The following is a 16,057-nucleotide window of genomic DNA, read 5'->3' on the forward strand; positions in this document are numbered from 1 at the left end:
TTCATTTTTTCTCGCCATGCGTCTGCCGATCGTGCTGCGGATTCAGACGCTTCCAGGCATGACGTTTCAGTAAAACAAAAGTGCTTAAACCGACAAGGGTCGAAAACAGCAGCGCCATCAGCGCCAGCACCACTGCATGCTGGTTGGCGTACCACACCACCATCATGTACCAGGGCATTTCCCCGCTCGGAAACTGCGCGCCGACGCGGAAGCTGCGAATGCCGTTTTCATCAGTGATGATGGCGGTATCGCCGCGAATACCGGCGTTAATGCGCTGAAGTTTCAGGTCGTTATGCAGACGCGATAGCTGCCCGTCATCGGTGGCAACGGTCAGCACCACTACCCGAGAGCTGTTCCACGGTGAGCGATAGCTGATAAAGCCGCGCCAGTCCTCGTTAGAAGAAAGATAGCGATCCGCATCCATGACCTGACGATTCCAGTCGCCGGAAAGCCAGCCGCGCAGGTTATCCAGCAGCGTTGGCTCTTTTACGCCCAGCGTGTGGCCGTTTACGTCGAAAGGCGAATGTTGCAGCACTGCCTGGTTAAAACCGCCCTGTGCCAGGGTAGAAACCGCCAGCACATCGCTGTCGCGCAGCAGCTTCTCGCCATCTTTTGGTACGCCGAACAGCACTTTGTTGTGACTCAGCGCTACGCCGGTTGCATTACCCGCGCGTCCGGCCATATCCAGCAACGCGCCGATTTCCGCATCGCTGGGCGCTGCGGGCAGCATCAGTACGGTCTGCGAGTAGTCGGCGAAACGCGTAAACGGGAAAGAAGCGCCGACAAAATAGGAAAGATTTGGCAGCAGTGTAAAGTGACGCGTGTGGCTTAAATCGATCCAGGAGTCGTCTTCAATACGGCTCTTAATATTGTTGTTGGTCAGCACGCTGCATGGCGCGCTGGCTTTCGGTTTGATATTGAAATAGAGCTGCAGCTGGTTATCGCCGTAAATCAAATAGGGATCGAATTTCAGCGTATATTTTTCCTGGCGCGCGTCGCCGCCCAGCCGGTGCCAGATGTTCTCCAGCAGGCCGACCTTGTTTACCGTCAGGTTGCGCAGGAAAGTGCCGTTCAGGCCGACGTTAAGGAAAGATTTATCCTCGTCGATCCAGCTTTCCGCCGGGAAGCGATAATTCAATTGCACCGGCACCGTTTCGCCATCCCACAGAAAAAGATCGGGCGCGGCGCGGAAGTTAACCTTCAGCGCATCGTGCCAGATACCGATAGTAGTCAGACTCTGATCTTTGCGCAGCAGCTCGCTCAGGCGCACCGGCCGATCTGTATTAATCCAGCGCGGCGCATCGTACGCTTTGCTCTGCGGCATGGCCTGCCGGGCAACCGCCAGCGAATCGTTATCCACACTCAGCGGCTGGGTCAACCGCCAGGCGGCCTGGCGAAGTTCCTCGTCATCTTTGCCGATAACCAGCATCAGCTTGTAAACCGGATTGATTGGGTTATCGACCAGTTCCAATGTCGGCCCGCTCACCTGCGGCACATTCAGCCCGGCGATAGTCTCGCCCGGTCTGGCGAAAACTATGCCGTTTTTCTCCGGCATTTCGTTACGCAATACCGGGAAATCAATACCGCGATAGTCGGTCTGGATGCCCAGCCAGGAAGAGACGGTAGCCGCCGCGCTGACCTTGTCCGGCGTCACTGATGCGCCAAACACCATGGCTACGCTGGATGGCGTCATACGCTGCGCATCGATAAAAGGCCGTGGGAAGTTGCGCAGCTTGTTGCCGATATTTAGCTGCTGTCCCTCCAGCGCCAGCGTAGTTTGCGGCAGGATCGTCACCTGATACTGGCTGGCGCTGTCGCGCTCGCACAGGAGCTGATCGGCATCGTTGATCTTAAAGCTGAGATTATTGCTGGAAACAACCATCGCCGCTGGAATATCCAGCTGATACTCTTCGCTGGCGCTGTCAGAGGCGCTCAGCGGCAGCGTTCCCAGCGGCTGGCCGTTCAGCATCAGCTGCATAGAGGTATTACGCGCCGCCAGCGCTTTCGACACTTTTAGCGACAGGTTTAACCGTGCATTGGTAATGACTTCGTCGGCAGGCAGCGTAAAGACGATACCGGACTGTAGCTGGCCGCCAGTCAGCAGAATGCCGCCGGGCTGGCCCATCTGCGCGACGGAAAGCGTACTGGCAAGCGGCTGATTGAGCAGCGCGGCAGGCGCAGCAGCATCGCCAATCGGCGGCAGCGGAGGCAGATCGCCGGTTCCGGCAGGCGGCGGGATCTGCGACAGAGCGCTGCTATCCTGGGTAACGCTGTCTGCGGCATAAACATTGCCCAGCACGAGCGCGCTGAGACAAAGAACAGATAAAAGCTTTTTCATGCCGCGCTATCCTCTTTGGCTTTCAGCGCCTGGCGCTTCGCGCGCCGATCTTTCCAGGTTAGCCAGAACAGTTCGAAAACGGTGCGGATAATAGTCAGCAGCGAGCGTAGCGGCCGGTCTTTCGGCCCTTCCGGCTTAATCCACGCATCGGCGCGGGAAAGCACCACGCGCACCAGCTCACGGCGGCGCGACAGTGGAATTTCCGAGAATTTCAGGCGGATTACGCCGTCATCCGCGCCAATAGTGCTCACAGGAATAGAGATAGCGCCGGAGTGCAGCATCAGATCGATTGCCTCGATCACATCCGTTTCGTGGCGGTTATCCGGCGCGGTAATCTGTACGCCACCCATTGAAAGATTTACCGTGGTGGAACGCGAAGAAATCCCGCTGGCATAATGCATAATCACCGGGATTTTCACGTCGATACGGATGGTTTTACGCGTCTGTTTGGTTTCTCGCGCTACGGCGATGGCGGCCATCAGGATAATCAGGCTGAACAGCGCCCAGCCTACGTTAAGCGCGATAACATAAGGATCGACGCCGAAATAGTCGTGTGCCGTCGCGCGGATGATGCCACTAATCACACCTGCTACCAGTAGCGCAGCACAGATAACGTGTGGACGCACAATGTTAAAGTCGAAGAAGCCGGTATTAAGCAGCCCGCCCTTGTCCGTAACGTTAAACTTGCCGTGCTTCGGCGAAATCATGGTCAGCAGCGTCGGGATCACCAGATGGAAAGCCATCACCGTTTCGTAAATCTCGCCCCAGAAAGTGGCACGGAAGCGGCCATTCATTCGCGAGTTCACGTAAAGCGACATCACCAGGTGCGGCAATACGTAGGCGAAAATCAGGCTGGCGGAAGAATGAATGATATTCAGATTAAATAACAGGTAGGCCAGCGGCGCGGTCAGAAAGACCACGCGCGGCAGCCCAAACTGGAAATGCAGCATAGCGTTCAGATAGCAGAGACGTTGCTGCCACTTAAGGCCGCGTCCCAGCAATGGGTTATCAACGCGGAAAATCTGCGTCATACCGCGCGCCCAGCGAGTACGCTGAATGATATGCAAACCCAGACGCTCGGTGGCCAGACCGGCCGCCAGCGGCAGCGCCAGGAAAGCCGACTTCCAGCCGCGACGCTGCATTTTTAGCGCGGTATGCGCATCTTCGGTCACGGTTTCGGTAGCAAAGCCGCCGATCTCTTCCAGGGCGCTGCGGCGGATAACCGCACAGGAGCCGCAGAAAAAAGTAGCGTTCCAGTTGTCGTTGCCCTGCTGAACCGGGCCGTAAAACAGCGCGCCCTCGTTCGGGATTTCACGCGCCGCTTTCAGGTTGCGCTCGAAAGGATCCGGCGAATAGAAGTAGTGCGGCGTCTGTAATAGCGCCAGCTTTGGATCTTTCAGGAAAGGTGCCACGGTGGCCTGCAGGAAAGTACGGGTCGCTACGTGGTCGCAGTCAAAGACGGTGATCAGTTCGCCTTTGGTAATGGTCATCGCGTGGTTCAGGTTGCCCGCTTTAGCATGGCGGTTGTCATCGCGCGTGATATAACCCACGCCGACATCTGCGGCGAAAACGGCAAACTCACTGCGTTTGCCATCGTCCAGCAGGTAGATTTTCAGCTTGTCGCGCGGGTAGTCAATGCACTGCGCCGCCAGTACCGTATCTCTTACTACGTCCAGGCTTTCGTTATAGCTCGGCACGTAAATATCTACGGTCGGCCACAGGCTGATGTCTTCCGGCATCGGCTCAATGGTTCTTTTTAGCGGCCACGAGGTTTGCAGGTAGCCTAAAAGTAAAATAACCCAAACGTAAACTTCAGCGATAAATAAACCGATGCCCAGAATAGCTTCGATTTCGGAATTAAAAGCCAGAGTTTCCGTGGCGCGCCAGTATATATAACGCGTTGACATTAGTGCTGAAAGGAACACCATCACCATAGATATTTTATGGCTTTTACTCAGCCCCATAACAAAAAGAATGGCGATGCCGATCAAGCCAAAAATATATTGTTTCTGGCTGTCCATTGGGGTGATAACGATCACTGCAGCCAGCGGCATTAAAATCAGCAGCTGCAGGTAGTACAGGACTTTTTTCATAAGTCATCCTGAAAACAAAACGAGGACTAACGGAGCGCAGCAGCGCTCCGGCATTTCAGTATCCCTTCCGGACGGTCTGGCAGTGCTAGCGCGAGCCCAGCGGCGCCTGCATCTCGCCGTCGCCCACTTTGATATCCAGCAGCGCGGCAACCCTTTTGCCGATCAGTTCGATATCGAAAGCGGCCGCGGAAACCGGGCTAAAGTCAAATACCGACTGCTGCGAAGCATTGGCTTCCGCCACGCTTTCATCGCGGTTGACCACGCCCAGCAGCCTGTCGCCCAGCCGCTGCTGCATAAAGGCGGTAACGTCGCGACTGATATTGCGGCGGCTGTCGCTCTGGTTGAGCACGAAAAAGTGGCCTTTACGCTGGTTCAGTGCGCCGCCGATCATTTTTTCGTTTTCAATTTGCGGCAGCAGCGACAGCGAAGCCGTATCCGCCAGCATCACCACAAGATGTAAATCGGCAAGAGCGGTCATTGCCTTTAGGGCTGGACCAGGGCCAGGGGGAAAATCCGCGACAATAATCAGGCCGGGATAGGTGAGAACGGTTTGCAGACCCCGCGCGAGAAAATTAGGATCTTTAGCAAGATTGCTTTCGAATTCAACCCGTTGTTCTTCCGTGACGTCACCATAGGGCAGCACGAAAATATTGCCGCCGGTGGTCAGGATCGACTGGCTCCAGTCCGGCGATTCTGCCGACTTAGCCACAAAGCCGCGGCCGTCGGAGAGCGGCACGCCAAAATGCAGACGCAGCGCGTTTTGCACATCGAAGTCGATCGCTAACACTTTGCTGCCGCCACGCGCCAGCGTATAGGCCAGGTTGGCAGCCAGGGTTGTTTTGCCCACGCCGCCCTTTGGAGAACAAACACAAACTAACGGCATAAGGCGATTTTCTCCAACAGGGGTTGTAGCAGTGTTTCTTTCGGTAAGGCTTTTTCTTCCGCAGCGCGCGCGCCGGAGGCGCTGAACAACTGCTTAAAGCGAACCTCCTGGCCGGCGCCAGGCTCAGGCGTATGAAAAGCGGCTGGCGAATGGGCTTGCGGCACATCAGCGACGGAGAATGTCTGTTCCGGCACTGAACGAGCGGCTTCTGGCTGCGTCATAGCCAGAGACGCCAGCAAGGGCGATTCGGCAACTTTCAGCGGCGTATGCGGCACCCGATTAACGGCTTCCGGCTCTGCGGCCACTGGCGCAGGCGCCGTTGCGGCAGGCTTAAGCGAAGCTGAAATAGCATCCAGCAGGGATCCGCCCTGAGCAGCAGGTTTAGCCGCGACAAACGCCGTTACGCTGGCGGAAACCGGCGCGGAAATTTTGGCGGCGGCTTTTACTGGCGCGGCTTCAGCAACAGCTTTGCTGAAGAGATCGGCGGCTGCTGGCTGCGGCGCAGCAATATCCGTGCGCTGGCCGTTGCCCAGAGCGGCATCCGCGCCCTTGTCCATTAGCTGCCTGATAATAGCCCAGTCGGTGCTGTCAGCATTGCGTGTCTGTTCAGACAGGTCTCTGAATTCGATATGGTTTGTTTGCGTTTTTTCTTTAAAACGCTGCAGGTCGTCATAGCTTTTCATGGAAACGATCGCGGAGAGTGAGGAAACTGGCGGCAATATATCATACAATTTTTATTTGCATCGGATAATTCTTAACGGTCATAAAAAAACCTGTCAATGATTAATTATATTAACAAACGCTTGCAAAGCGATAATTACGCAGACTATCAGTCAGCCTGGTGATTATTTGACTTAATTAAATAATTACCTGCCGTTAATTAAATCTCGTGCGGCTTTAATAACAAACAGCTTTTGAGGAGATACACAAATTATTCAGGCCAGGCAATGCGTAAGCCTTATTTAATGAAGGATCTGCTAACATTAAAGGTAATTTGACATAAAACACTTTTAACTGGCCCTGATGCCAGAAATCATCCCGGCTTTCTGCCGCATTCTGCAGCGGTGATAAAACAAGCAACCTAACGCAAATCACGGGCAACGGCCTGCTTTGGCTAATCGATTGCTTCTGGCAGCATACCGCTGCTATGGCAAACAGGCTATTTCTCCGCGCGTGATACGTCACGGCGGCTGAGGTTTTACTCCCACGCCGCCAACATGGAAAAATCACCCCATATTCAACGCCAGGGTGCTTTTAAAGGTTTTAATTTTCCCTGTGTAGGCTTCCGATTCCTGACGAGTCATTACTGTTTCGCCGCACGCCGGACAGTGCTGGCCGCGCACGTTGCGCAGCAGTGTGGTCTGCCCACGGAAGGTATAGGGAACATCCTTGCTGCCAATTTCCAGTTCTGCGCTGCCGCAAACGGGACATTTCATAGTTATTTCTCCTTGAATGAAACCACTAACAGATCTTCCATTACCGTTATCTTCAGGTACAGGCGTCGGCCAGCTAATAGCGGCCTGTAGACATCCTGCCAAATACGGTGGTCTGCATAGGTGGTCATGCTTTTGTAAAAGTCTTCTGCGGTCAGATTCAGCAAGACCAGACAAATCTGCTGAAAGCTTAATCCCAATGCTTCCGCATCTTCTACTGCCGAGCGCGTGATCCTCACGCGTCCTGACCTGATGAGCTGTTTGACCCGTGCCAGCCGGGTATGAGGGACATGCTTTTCCATAGCGCTCTTTCCTGTAGTAAGCCCGGAAAGAGTGTACAAAAAGGCACCGCCTGCATGGCGAAAATATAACCTCTTCTTGTTCGTTTATCGAGAAATACCGCAAAAAAAAGCTGGCCTGCGGTGCAATATACAGTCAGCTTGTGAGACGCTTTCCAGATATTGCCGGTCTCAATCGCCATGCTAACTGCGGCAAGCCGCCTGGTCTCCCAAACGGCTGAGGCTGGCCGACAACAGAACAGCGCTTCGGCTGGCAGAGGCTTATGGCTGTGCGGTCGCCTGTTGGCTGCCTGGCACCGGCACGCCTTCATCCTGATCCACCGCGAAGCAGGCAATTTGCTGCTCGCCGTACTGCTTCAGCTTTGGCTGAATCTGCGGACAAGGCGCGAAGCGCCGACGGCAGCGCGCATTAAAGGCACAGCCCGGCGGCGGATTAAGCGGGCTGGGCAGCTCGCCGGTTAGCTTGATGCGCTCGCGGCGCTCATCCGGGTTCAGGCGTGGCGTGGCGGAAAGCAGCGCCTGCGTATACGGATGGCGCGGATTGGCAAAAATCGCCTCTTTGCTACCCCGCTCTACGCAGCGTCCCAGATACATCACCATCACTTCATCCGCGATATGCTCGACCACCGACAGATCGTGCGAGATAAAGACATAGGAAAGGCCCAGCTCCTGCTGCAAATCCATCATCAGATTCAGCACCTGCGCACGTACGGAGACGTCCAGCGCGGAAACCGGCTCGTCGGCGATCAGCACATCAGGATCCAGCATCAGCCCGCGCGCGATGGCGATACGCTGACGCTGACCACCGGAAAACATATGCGGATAGCGATCGTAATGCTCCGTTTTCAGCCCGACTTTCGCCATCATCGCCAGCGTTTTTTCCTTACGCTCCGCCTTGCTGAGATCGGTATTAATCAGCAGCGGTTCCTCCAGAATCTGGCTAACCTTTTTGCGCGGATTTAGCGAGCCGTAAGGGTTCTGAAACACGATCTGAATTTTTTGCCGACGCAGCTTCTGTGCCGCCGGATCGTGCTTTAGCAGATCCTGTCCCTGATAGAACAGTTGCCCTTCAGTTGGCGTTTCAATCATCGTCAGCAGGCGGCCCAGCGTGGATTTGCCGCAGCCCGACTCGCCCACCACCGCCAGCGTTTTGCCTCTTTCCAGGTTAAAGGAGACGCCGTCCAGCGCTTTTACCAGCCGCTCCTGGCCAAACAGGCCCTTTTTCACCGGATAGTGCTTTTTCAGGTCTATAGCCTGCATCAGCAGGGTGGAATCAGATGGCTTCATAGGTTGGTCTCCCGGCATCATCCAGAGGGTAATGACATTTGGACTGGCGTCCCGGAATATCACGCAGTTCAGGCTCTACAACCCGACAGTGGTCGGTAGCGTACGGACAACGTGGGTTCAGCAGGCAGCCGTTTGGCCGGTCATATTTGCCCGGCACCACGCCAGGCAGCGAAGCCAGCCGCGCTTTGTCGGCCGCGAACTCCGGCAGCGCGCGCAGCAGCGCCTGAGTATAGGGATGGCGCGGCGCTTTGAAGATATCGACTGCTTTGCCGGTTTCCACCACCTGACCCGCGTACATCACGATAATATGCTGCGCCGCTTCGGCCACCAGCGCCAGATCGTGGGTGATCAGGATCAGCGCCATATTCTCCTGACGCTGAAGATCGAGCAGCAGCTCGATGATCTGCGCCTGGATTGTCACATCCAGCGCCGTAGTTGGCTCGTCCGCAATCAGCAGCTTCGGCCTGCACGCGATAGCCATCGCGATCATTACGCGCTGGCTCATGCCGCCGGAAAGCTGATGCGGATAAACATCCAGCCGCGAGGCCGGATCGGGAATGCCGACCTGCGTCAGCAGATCGATAGCCCGCTGGCGGCGCGTGCTTTTATTGCCGCCCTGATGCACCTTAATAGCTTCCATAATCTGGTAGCCCACGGTGTAGCAGGGGTTCAGGCTGGTCATCGGATCCTGGAAAATCATCGCCACTTCCGATCCCACCAGCTGGCGGCGCTCTTTTTCGGAAATGCGTTTCAGGTCGCGCTGATTAAAGGTCAGATTTTCGGCCATCACTTTGCCGGGATAATCGATCAGCCCCATAATCGCCAGCGAGCTGACCGATTTGCCGGAGCCGGATTCGCCGACGATGCCTACCACCTGGCCCTGCTCGACCTGATAGCTGATACGGTCTACCGCGCGAAACGGCGCCTTCTCGTCGCCGAAATGCACCGACAGTTTGTCTACGGTTAATAACGCCATCGCTGCCTCTTACTGCTTGAGTTTCGGATCGAGAGCGTCGCGCAAGCCGTCGCCCATCAGGTTAAACGCCAGTACGGTCAGCAGGATCGCCAGACCGGGGAAGGTCACGACCCACCAGGCGCTTTGCGCATACTGCAGCACGTCGGAGAGCATGGTGCCCCACTCCGGCGTCGGCGGCTGCGCCCCCATTCCCAGAAACCCCAGCGCGGCCATATCAAGGATGGCGTTGGAGAAGCCCAGCGAAGCCTGCACGATCAGTGGCGCGAGGCAATTGGGCAGAATATTGACGAACATCTGGCGGATTGCGCCCGCGCCCGCCACATTCGAAGCGGTTACGTAGTCGCGGCTCACTTCCACCAGCACCGCCGCGCGCGTCAGGCGGATATAGTGTGGTAGCGCCACGAAGGTCAGCGCGATAGAGGCGTTAACGATCGACGGCCCGAAAATCGCTACCAGTACCAGCGCCAGCAGCAGGCTCGGCAGCGCCAGCATAATATCCACCAGGCGCATAATGACGGCATCGGTCGCACCGCCCACGTAGCCTGCAATCAGGCCGAAAACTACGCCGAGGATCAGCGACAGCACTACAACCAGACAGCCGACCAGCAGCGACAGGCGCGCGCCATACATCAGGCGCGAAAGCACATCGCGGCCCACATCGTCGGTTCCCAGGATGTAGTGCCAGCTACCGCCTTCCTGCCAGACTGGCGGATGCAGCAGCGCATCGCGGAACTGCTCGGCAGGCGAATGCGGCGCGATAAAATTAGCGAAAATAGCGATAAGAAAAACGATAACGACGTAGGCCAGGCCAACAACGGCGCCTTTATTACGCTTAAAGTAGTGCCAGAACTCCTGCAAAGGGGTCATCGGCTTAGGTGCGGCAGGTACGCTGCCTGGATCCACTAAAGACATGCAGCCCCCTATTTCTTGTGGCGGATGCGCGGATTAACCACGCCGTAAAGCACGTCAACCAGCAGGTTGACCAGAATGATCAGGATAGCCACCATCAGCACGCCGCCCTGCACCACAGGGTAGTCGCGACGCTGGAGCGCATCGATCAGCCAGCGGCCCAGGCCGGGCCAGGAGAAAATGGTTTCGGTCAGGATCGCGCCAGCCAGCATAGTGCCAACCTGTAGCCCGATTACCGTCACCACCGGCAGCATCGCATTACGCAATGCGTGCACTACTATCACCCGCATCCTTGTCAGACCTTTGGCACGCGCGGTGCGAATATAGTCTTCTCCCAACACTTCCAGCATGGCCGAACGCGTCATACGCACGATCACCGCCAGCGGGATGGTGCCAAGCACGATAGCGGGCAGGATCATATGCATCACGGCGTCTTTAAAATCGCCCGGCTCGCCCCAAAACAGCGTGTCGATCAGCATAAAGCCGGTGAGCGGCTGGCTGTCGTCCAGAAACACCGTATCGCCAATACGACCGGCAACCGGCGTCAGGTTAAGCTGCACTGAGACCAGCATGATCAGCATCATGCCCCACCAGAAAATTGGCATAGAGTAGCCGGTCAGCGAGATGCCGACGGCGGTGTGATCGAAAATGGAACCGCGCTTTACCGCAGCCAGCACGCCGACCGGAATGCCTACCGCGACGGCGAAAATCATCGCGCAGATGCCCAGCTCCAGCGTTGCTTTAAAACGCGGAACAAACTCCTGCCACACGGGAAGACGGCTTTTCAGGGAGAGACCAAGATCGCCGTGCAGTACGTTCCAGACATAGGAAACATATTGCTGCCACAGCGGCTTATCCAGCCCCATTTGCGCTAAAAGCTGGGCGTGGCGTTCGGCGGAGATGCCGCGCTCGCCCGCCATAATCAGCACCGGGTCGCCGGGGATCATATGCACAAAAGCGAAGGTTAATAAGGTGATGCCAATAAACGTCGGGATGACAAGCCCCAGACGTCGGAGTATGAACTGCAGCATAATCCGGATTCTCTGTAAGTTCCCGCAGGCCGTAGCCTGAAGGATTATAATTGCTCACATCTCGCGGTCGGGCAGCCCGTCCGCGACGCGTTATACGCGCCTTGACCATGGTTACTTAAGTTTTGCAACAGGCCGTCGGGTCGGCCTACAGGGGTGGGAAGAACGGCCGGCGAACCAGCCGCTTTCGTTATTCCTGAATATCGACGTTCTCGAAGTGATGCTTGCCTAAAGGATCGACCACGTAGCCGGAGACTTTTTTGCTGACCGGCTCATACACGGTAGAATGTGCGATAACCAGCGCTGGCGCCTGATCGTGCATGACGACCTGAGCCTGCTTGTAGTATTCGATACGCTTATTGTGATCCGCTTCGGCGCGCGCAGGCTGAATCTGATCCTCGAACGGCTTGTAGCACCAGCGCGAGTAGTTCGAACCATCCTTCGCGGCGGCGCAGCTGAACAAGGTAGCGAAGAAGTTATCCGGATCGCCATTGTCGCCCGTCCAGCCCATCATCACCGTCTGATGCTCGCCCGCTTTGGCGCGCTTCAGGTATTCGCCCCACTCATAGGTAACGATTTTGGCTTTCACGCCGATTTTCGCCCAGTCCGCCTGGATCATCTCCGCCATGCGGCGAGCATTCGGGTTATAGGGACGCTGCACCGGCATCGCCCAGAGATCGATGCTGAAGCCGTCCGCCATGCCTGCTTCTTTCAGCAGCGCTTTGGCTTTGGCCGGATCGTAAGGGTAATCCTGCACCGTATCGTTGTAGCCCCACATGGTCGGCGGAATCAGGTTTTTTGCCGCCTGACCCGCGCCCTGGTAGACCGCATCGATAATCGCTTTTTTGTTTACCGCCATAGTCAGCGCCTGGCGCACCTTGACGTTATCCAGCGGCTTTTTCTCGACGTTAAATGAGAGATAGCCGACGTTCAGGCCCGGCATCTGCATCAGGTTGATATTTTTATCTGCCTTCATGCTGGCAATGTCGGCCGGATTCGGGTACGGCATAACCTGACACTCGCCTTTCTGCAGCTTGGCGTAGCGCACGGAAGCATCTGGCGTAATCGAGAACACCAGGCGATCGATTTTTGGTTTAGTGCCCCAGAACTGGTCAAAGGCTTTGTAGAGAATGCGGGAGTCTTTCTGGTACTGCAGCAGCTGGAACGGCCCGGTGCCGACCGGATTAAGATCGACTTTCTCTGGCGTGCCCGCTTTCAGCATGTTGTCGGCATATTCAGCAGAAAGAATGGAGGCGAAATCCATGCCCAGATCGGCAAGGAACGGCGCTTCCGGACGCGTCAGTACGAAACGCACCGTGTTGTCGTCTACTTTCTCAATTTTGCTGATAAGTTTCGGCATATCCATGCCTTCGAAATACTCGTAGCTGCCGCCGGAAACGCCGTGATATTTGTTATTTTTATCCAGCTGGCGCTCAAAAGAGAACACGACGTCATCCGCGTTAAAATCTCGAGTCGGCTTGAAATCTTTAGTACTCTGCCACTTCACGCCTTTACGCAGGTGGAAAGTGTAGGTTTTGCCATCTTCGCTGACGTCCCATTTTTCCGCCAGGCCGGGCTGGATTTCCGTGGTGCCGATTTTGAACTCTACCAGACGGTTATAAATGGGCACCGAGCTGGCGTCATAAGTGGTGCCAGAGGTAAAAAGCTGTGGGTTAAAGCCCTCAGGCGATCCTTCGGAACAATAAACGAGAGTTTTGGCCTGCACGCCAGCGGCCACGGTCATGGCGATCAGGCTCAGGCCAACCTTCAGCATCCTGTTTTTAGCCAGGGAATTACGCATGCTTCTGCTCCAGTTGTGATGGTGTGTTGTGCAATTCGCCGGGCCTTTGTTTTTTTATGTTGGCCCGGTCGTGTCGCTTTGCGACGCTAACGGAGGAAAAACCACGGCCCTGAGTACTATCAGAAAAATCCGTATCCTTTCTCTGCTAAGCGATCAATTTGTCAACAGTTGCAGAAAACGTCAATACAGTTAGTGGCTATTTACACAGACTCTGCGAGGTCACTGGCAAATATAAAAAATAAGCAAAAGCGCGCATAACCAGCGCATATAATGCGCTGTTATCACGAAATAACGCTCGAAATATCGCCTTTTTCAGCATAACCAGTAGAACGCGTTGCGAAAAAACGCCTGAAAAAATTTGCTATAGCGCCGTTTTTCTAACGATACGCTTTGCTTATATCTGCCAACTCAGGCAAAAGTTCTGCAACGGCAGGATAAAAAATGGGCTAGCGCACATTTTTCCCGCAAAGCGAAGCGCGATGCGAATTAATGCCGTTTTGCAGAGTAGAAGAGGCTTTTTTAACGGTTTATCTGGGAGAAGCACGGCAGCGCGACTTTTGCGCAAAAGCATAATCTGCTGCTGGCACCAGTAGCAGGCCAGTCAATGCGAAACGGCGCGAGAAAGCGTATTGATAATAATTACGCCTGCGACAATAAACCCCATGCCCACGATCGCAGGCAGATCCAGCCGCTGGCCCTGCCACAGCCAGGCGACCAGCGAAATTAGCACTATCCCTACGCCAGACCAGATAGCGTAGGCGATGCCGGTGGGCATATGCTGTAGCGTCAGCGAAAGACAATAGAAAGCGATGCCGTAGCAGAGCACCGTGCCCAGGCTCGGCCAAAGCCGCGTAAAACCTTCGGAGGTTTTTAAAAAGGTGGTGCCAATCACTTCCGCCACTATGGCGATAAACAGCGTCAGATACATTTGCATTGCAACCCTTCTCCTGGTTCAGTTACGGCTTTGTCGGCGGGAAAGAGGCAGTACAAAGAACTTTTTTATTGCCTTATCCACACATTCAATTATCAGCGGCCTATCTTGCAAAAATTCCTGGGACGCTTTTTGATCCCGCGCATAACTCCGCATGCCAAATTTAATCCTGCCTTAACGGCAGGCAAAAAAAATCCCCGGCCAGGACGGACGGGGATAGTGATGAAGCGGAAACGGCTCTAGATTTTGCCGCGCGGCGCTTTTGCCGGATCCGCACACCAGTTATTCGCCTGCTTGATGCCGCCATTCGGAGAAGTGTAGCCCAGACAGCCCAGCACAGAGTCGAACAGCTCGACGTGGCGATGCGTATTGCCCACTCGCTGCTGTGCCTGTAAGCGTTCAAAACGGCTCTGGTTGGCCGGATCGGCCAGATATTTATCAGAGGCCCAGACGATCATCGGCACGCGGAACTGCTCCGGCGGCGCCATATGGCGCGGCGTGCCGTGCAGATGCATGTTTTCGCTAATGGATTCACCGTGGTCAGCCGCATAGAACACAATGGCCTTCTTATCGCGCAGCTGATCGAACACGCTATCCAGCACCGTATCCGTGTAGAGCACCGAGTTATCAAAAGCATTGATCAACATCGCCTTACTGCACTTATCGTCCACGCCCATACATTCAGGTTGATAGCGGGCAAACTCGCGCGGATAGCGCTGCGAGTAAAGATAGTGCGAACCTTTGGTATGCAGCACGACCAGATGCTTGCCTTCGGGATGACGTTCCAGCGACTTTTTCAGCTCCGGCACCAGCAGCATATCGTCTACCGATTTGCCCTGGTTCTGTTGTTCAGAGCCAATCTGCTCGCGGAAGGCAAAGTTGTCCGCATCGGTATTGTTATAGAACCAGACTTCACTCTGCATGGCGAAAAGTTCAGAACTGAAGCCCAGCTCTTTCAGTACCGCAAAAATGTTTTGCTCTTTCAGCGTGCGGCCTGCCCCTTCATCCGTGCCGCCTTCGCGTACGAACATACAGCGCAGCGAAAGCTTGGTAGCGGTATCGCAGGATTCGCCGCGGAACGCCACAAGGTTTTTCTCGTGAGAAAGCTTAGGCGTGGTATCGCGGTCATAGCCCAGCAGGCCCATATGATCCCAGCGCGTGGTTTCACCAATAACAAAGACAACATAGGTGTCGTCCAGCCCGGCTGGCGCGTTATAGGTGAAATTTTTTGCCGGATCGAACAGCGCTTTGCTGTCCATAGTTTCGTCATAGCTGGTATAGGCGAACAGCCCCAGCGCCGACAGCCAGTTAGAAGGCAAATAAGAGTGCGCCACCACGCCGCCATAGCTTGGCAGATCGATATTGGTCAGCTTCTCGTTGATATTTTGCTGCTTATCGAAATAGCGGATGGGTAACCAAACCAGCGCCACGGCCAGCAGCAGCACGCCCAGCGGCTTCAGGCGCTGGCCCGGCGTTTTCAACTGTTCAATCAGCGTCAGGCGCAGTGAGTTGCGCCAGATCAGCAGCAGCGGCAGCGCGCTGACCAGCACCATCCATAACAGAAAATGGTAGCCAATGACTTCTTTCGACAGATCGGTATCCGTGGTCATCACTGAAGCGACAATGCCGTAGCCGATGACCACATTAAAGAAGCTCATATAGTAGCTGGCGGCTACCGAAATCAGCACCAGCGCGGTGGCGGTAATGCGCCAGAATATTTTGCCGCCCAGCGATAACAGGCGCATCAGGAAAAAGGTTAGCAGAACGATAGCGACCACTTCCGCAACGGCGGAAAGCCATTCAGCAACGGTGAAATGGGCCAGGAAAGGATCGAAACGGCGATAAAAAACGGGGATATTCAGAAAGATACCGATGTAAAACGCCAGCAAAAACGAGAGTTTCTGCTGCGTCAGTGTTTTTATATAATTCATGCAACCTTTATCCCGGTGTAGCTTAAGAGTAAACGTTAATCAGACCATGCCGTTTCGTTAGAGTTCGGTTAACGGCTCGATTATCACGCGGAGAAACTTTTCCTGGACGATTCTGAGGAGAACGCGCGACCGCCAGGCACAGGCGGCG

General features: G+C 55.2%; 13 protein-coding genes. All 13 read right to left on the reverse strand.

Features of this window, described 5'->3' with window-relative positions; genetic code table 11:
* Position 1: 1 nt before the first annotated feature.
* The 13 genes from bcsB to eptB all read right to left on the reverse strand — a co-directional run bounded on the left by bcsB (position 2) and on the right by eptB (position 15,909).
* Entirely contained in the window at positions 2–2,338 is a 2,337-nt protein-coding gene (gene bcsB / locus ACETPC_RS14450) for a cellulose biosynthesis cyclic di-GMP-binding regulatory protein BcsB (RefSeq protein WP_380182395.1), read from the reverse strand.
* Positions 2,335–4,431, reverse strand: a complete 2,097-nt coding sequence (gene bcsA, locus ACETPC_RS14455; protein WP_380182397.1) for a UDP-forming cellulose synthase catalytic subunit — start codon at positions 4,429–4,431, stop codon at positions 2,335–2,337. Before bcsA ends, bcsB begins: the two co-directional genes overlap by 4 nt.
* A gap of 85 nt (positions 4,432–4,516) precedes the next feature.
* Positions 4,517–5,314, reverse strand: coding sequence for a cellulose biosynthesis protein BcsQ (gene bcsQ, locus ACETPC_RS14460; RefSeq protein WP_380182399.1), 798 nt, complete (start codon positions 5,312–5,314; stop codon positions 4,517–4,519).
* Complete coding sequence (gene bcsO, locus ACETPC_RS14465; protein WP_380182401.1) at positions 5,305–5,997, reverse strand: cellulose biosynthesis protein BcsO; 693 nt, start codon at positions 5,995–5,997, stop codon at positions 5,305–5,307. Before bcsO ends, bcsQ begins: the two co-directional genes overlap by 10 nt.
* Positions 5,998–6,540: 543 nt before the next feature.
* Positions 6,541–6,750, reverse strand: a complete 210-nt coding sequence (locus ACETPC_RS14470; RefSeq protein ID WP_380182403.1) for a type II toxin-antitoxin system MqsA family antitoxin — start codon at positions 6,748–6,750, stop codon at positions 6,541–6,543.
* 2 nt (positions 6,751–6,752) lie between these two features.
* On the reverse strand, positions 6,753–7,049 hold the full coding sequence (locus ACETPC_RS14475; protein ID WP_380182405.1) for a type II toxin-antitoxin system MqsR family toxin: 297 nt from the start codon (positions 7,047–7,049) through the stop codon (positions 6,753–6,755).
* 258 nt (positions 7,050–7,307) lie between these two features.
* Entirely contained in the window at positions 7,308–8,333 is a 1,026-nt protein-coding gene (gene dppF / locus ACETPC_RS14480) for a dipeptide ABC transporter ATP-binding subunit DppF (protein WP_380182407.1), read from the reverse strand.
* On the reverse strand, positions 8,320–9,309 hold the full coding sequence (dppD, locus tag ACETPC_RS14485) for a dipeptide ABC transporter ATP-binding protein (RefSeq protein ID WP_380182409.1): 990 nt from the start codon (positions 9,307–9,309) through the stop codon (positions 8,320–8,322). The genes dppF and dppD overlap by 14 nt, the downstream gene beginning before the upstream one ends.
* A gap of 9 nt (positions 9,310–9,318) precedes the next feature.
* Positions 9,319–10,221, reverse strand: coding sequence for a dipeptide ABC transporter permease DppC (gene dppC / locus ACETPC_RS14490; protein WP_380182411.1), 903 nt, complete (start codon positions 10,219–10,221; stop codon positions 9,319–9,321).
* 8 nt (positions 10,222–10,229) lie between these two features.
* Entirely contained in the window at positions 10,230–11,249 is a 1,020-nt protein-coding gene (dppB, locus tag ACETPC_RS14495; protein WP_380182413.1) for a dipeptide ABC transporter permease DppB, read from the reverse strand.
* Positions 11,250–11,436: 187 nt separating this feature from the next.
* Positions 11,437–13,047, reverse strand: a complete 1,611-nt coding sequence (dppA, locus tag ACETPC_RS14500; RefSeq protein WP_380182415.1) for a dipeptide ABC transporter periplasmic-binding protein DppA — start codon at positions 13,045–13,047, stop codon at positions 11,437–11,439.
* A gap of 601 nt (positions 13,048–13,648) precedes the next feature.
* Positions 13,649–13,981 (reverse strand): SMR family transporter, encoded by a 333-nt coding sequence (locus ACETPC_RS14505; protein ID WP_380182417.1) that lies wholly within the window; start codon positions 13,979–13,981, stop codon positions 13,649–13,651.
* 236 nt (positions 13,982–14,217) lie between these two features.
* On the reverse strand, positions 14,218–15,909 hold the full coding sequence (eptB, locus tag ACETPC_RS14510) for a kdo(2)-lipid A phosphoethanolamine 7''-transferase (RefSeq protein ID WP_380182419.1): 1,692 nt from the start codon (positions 15,907–15,909) through the stop codon (positions 14,218–14,220).
* Positions 15,910–16,057 lie beyond the last annotated feature (148 nt).

Origin of the sequence: Pantoea sp. sgz302252 (assembly GCF_042610525.1) — a bacterium.
In the GTDB taxonomy this organism is placed as follows: domain Bacteria; phylum Pseudomonadota; class Gammaproteobacteria; order Enterobacterales; family Enterobacteriaceae; genus Erwinia.

What these genes read in the sequence shown, in the direction of transcription:
- bcsA (WP_380182397.1), bottom strand. Translation starts at nt 4,431, where the DNA reads ATGAAAAAAGTCCTGTACTACCTGCAGCTGCTGATTTTAATGCCGCTG.
- dppC (WP_380182411.1), bottom strand. Translation starts at nt 10,221, where the DNA reads ATGTCTTTAGTGGATCCAGGCAGCGTACCTGCCGCACCTAAGCCGATG.
- ACETPC_RS14470 (WP_380182403.1), bottom strand. Translation starts at nt 6,750, where the DNA reads ATGAAATGTCCCGTTTGCGGCAGCGCAGAACTGGAAATTGGCAGCAAG.
- dppF (WP_380182407.1), bottom strand. Translation starts at nt 8,333, where the DNA reads ATGAAGCCATCTGATTCCACCCTGCTGATGCAGGCTATAGACCTGAAA.
- dppB (WP_380182413.1), bottom strand. Translation starts at nt 11,249, where the DNA reads ATGCTGCAGTTCATACTCCGACGTCTGGGGCTTGTCATCCCGACGTTT.
- dppD (WP_380182409.1), bottom strand. Translation starts at nt 9,309, where the DNA reads ATGGCGTTATTAACCGTAGACAAACTGTCGGTGCATTTCGGCGACGAG.
- bcsB (WP_380182395.1), bottom strand. Translation starts at nt 2,338, where the DNA reads ATGAAAAAGCTTTTATCTGTTCTTTGTCTCAGCGCGCTCGTGCTGGGC.
- bcsQ (WP_380182399.1), bottom strand. Translation starts at nt 5,314, where the DNA reads ATGCCGTTAGTTTGTGTTTGTTCTCCAAAGGGCGGCGTGGGCAAAACA.
- eptB (WP_380182419.1), bottom strand. Translation starts at nt 15,909, where the DNA reads ATGAATTATATAAAAACACTGACGCAGCAGAAACTCTCGTTTTTGCTG.
- ACETPC_RS14475 (WP_380182405.1), bottom strand. Translation starts at nt 7,049, where the DNA reads ATGGAAAAGCATGTCCCTCATACCCGGCTGGCACGGGTCAAACAGCTC.
- dppA (WP_380182415.1), bottom strand. Translation starts at nt 13,047, where the DNA reads ATGCGTAATTCCCTGGCTAAAAACAGGATGCTGAAGGTTGGCCTGAGC.
- bcsO (WP_380182401.1), bottom strand. Translation starts at nt 5,997, where the DNA reads ATGAAAAGCTATGACGACCTGCAGCGTTTTAAAGAAAAAACGCAAACA.
- ACETPC_RS14505 (WP_380182417.1), bottom strand. Translation starts at nt 13,981, where the DNA reads ATGCAAATGTATCTGACGCTGTTTATCGCCATAGTGGCGGAAGTGATT.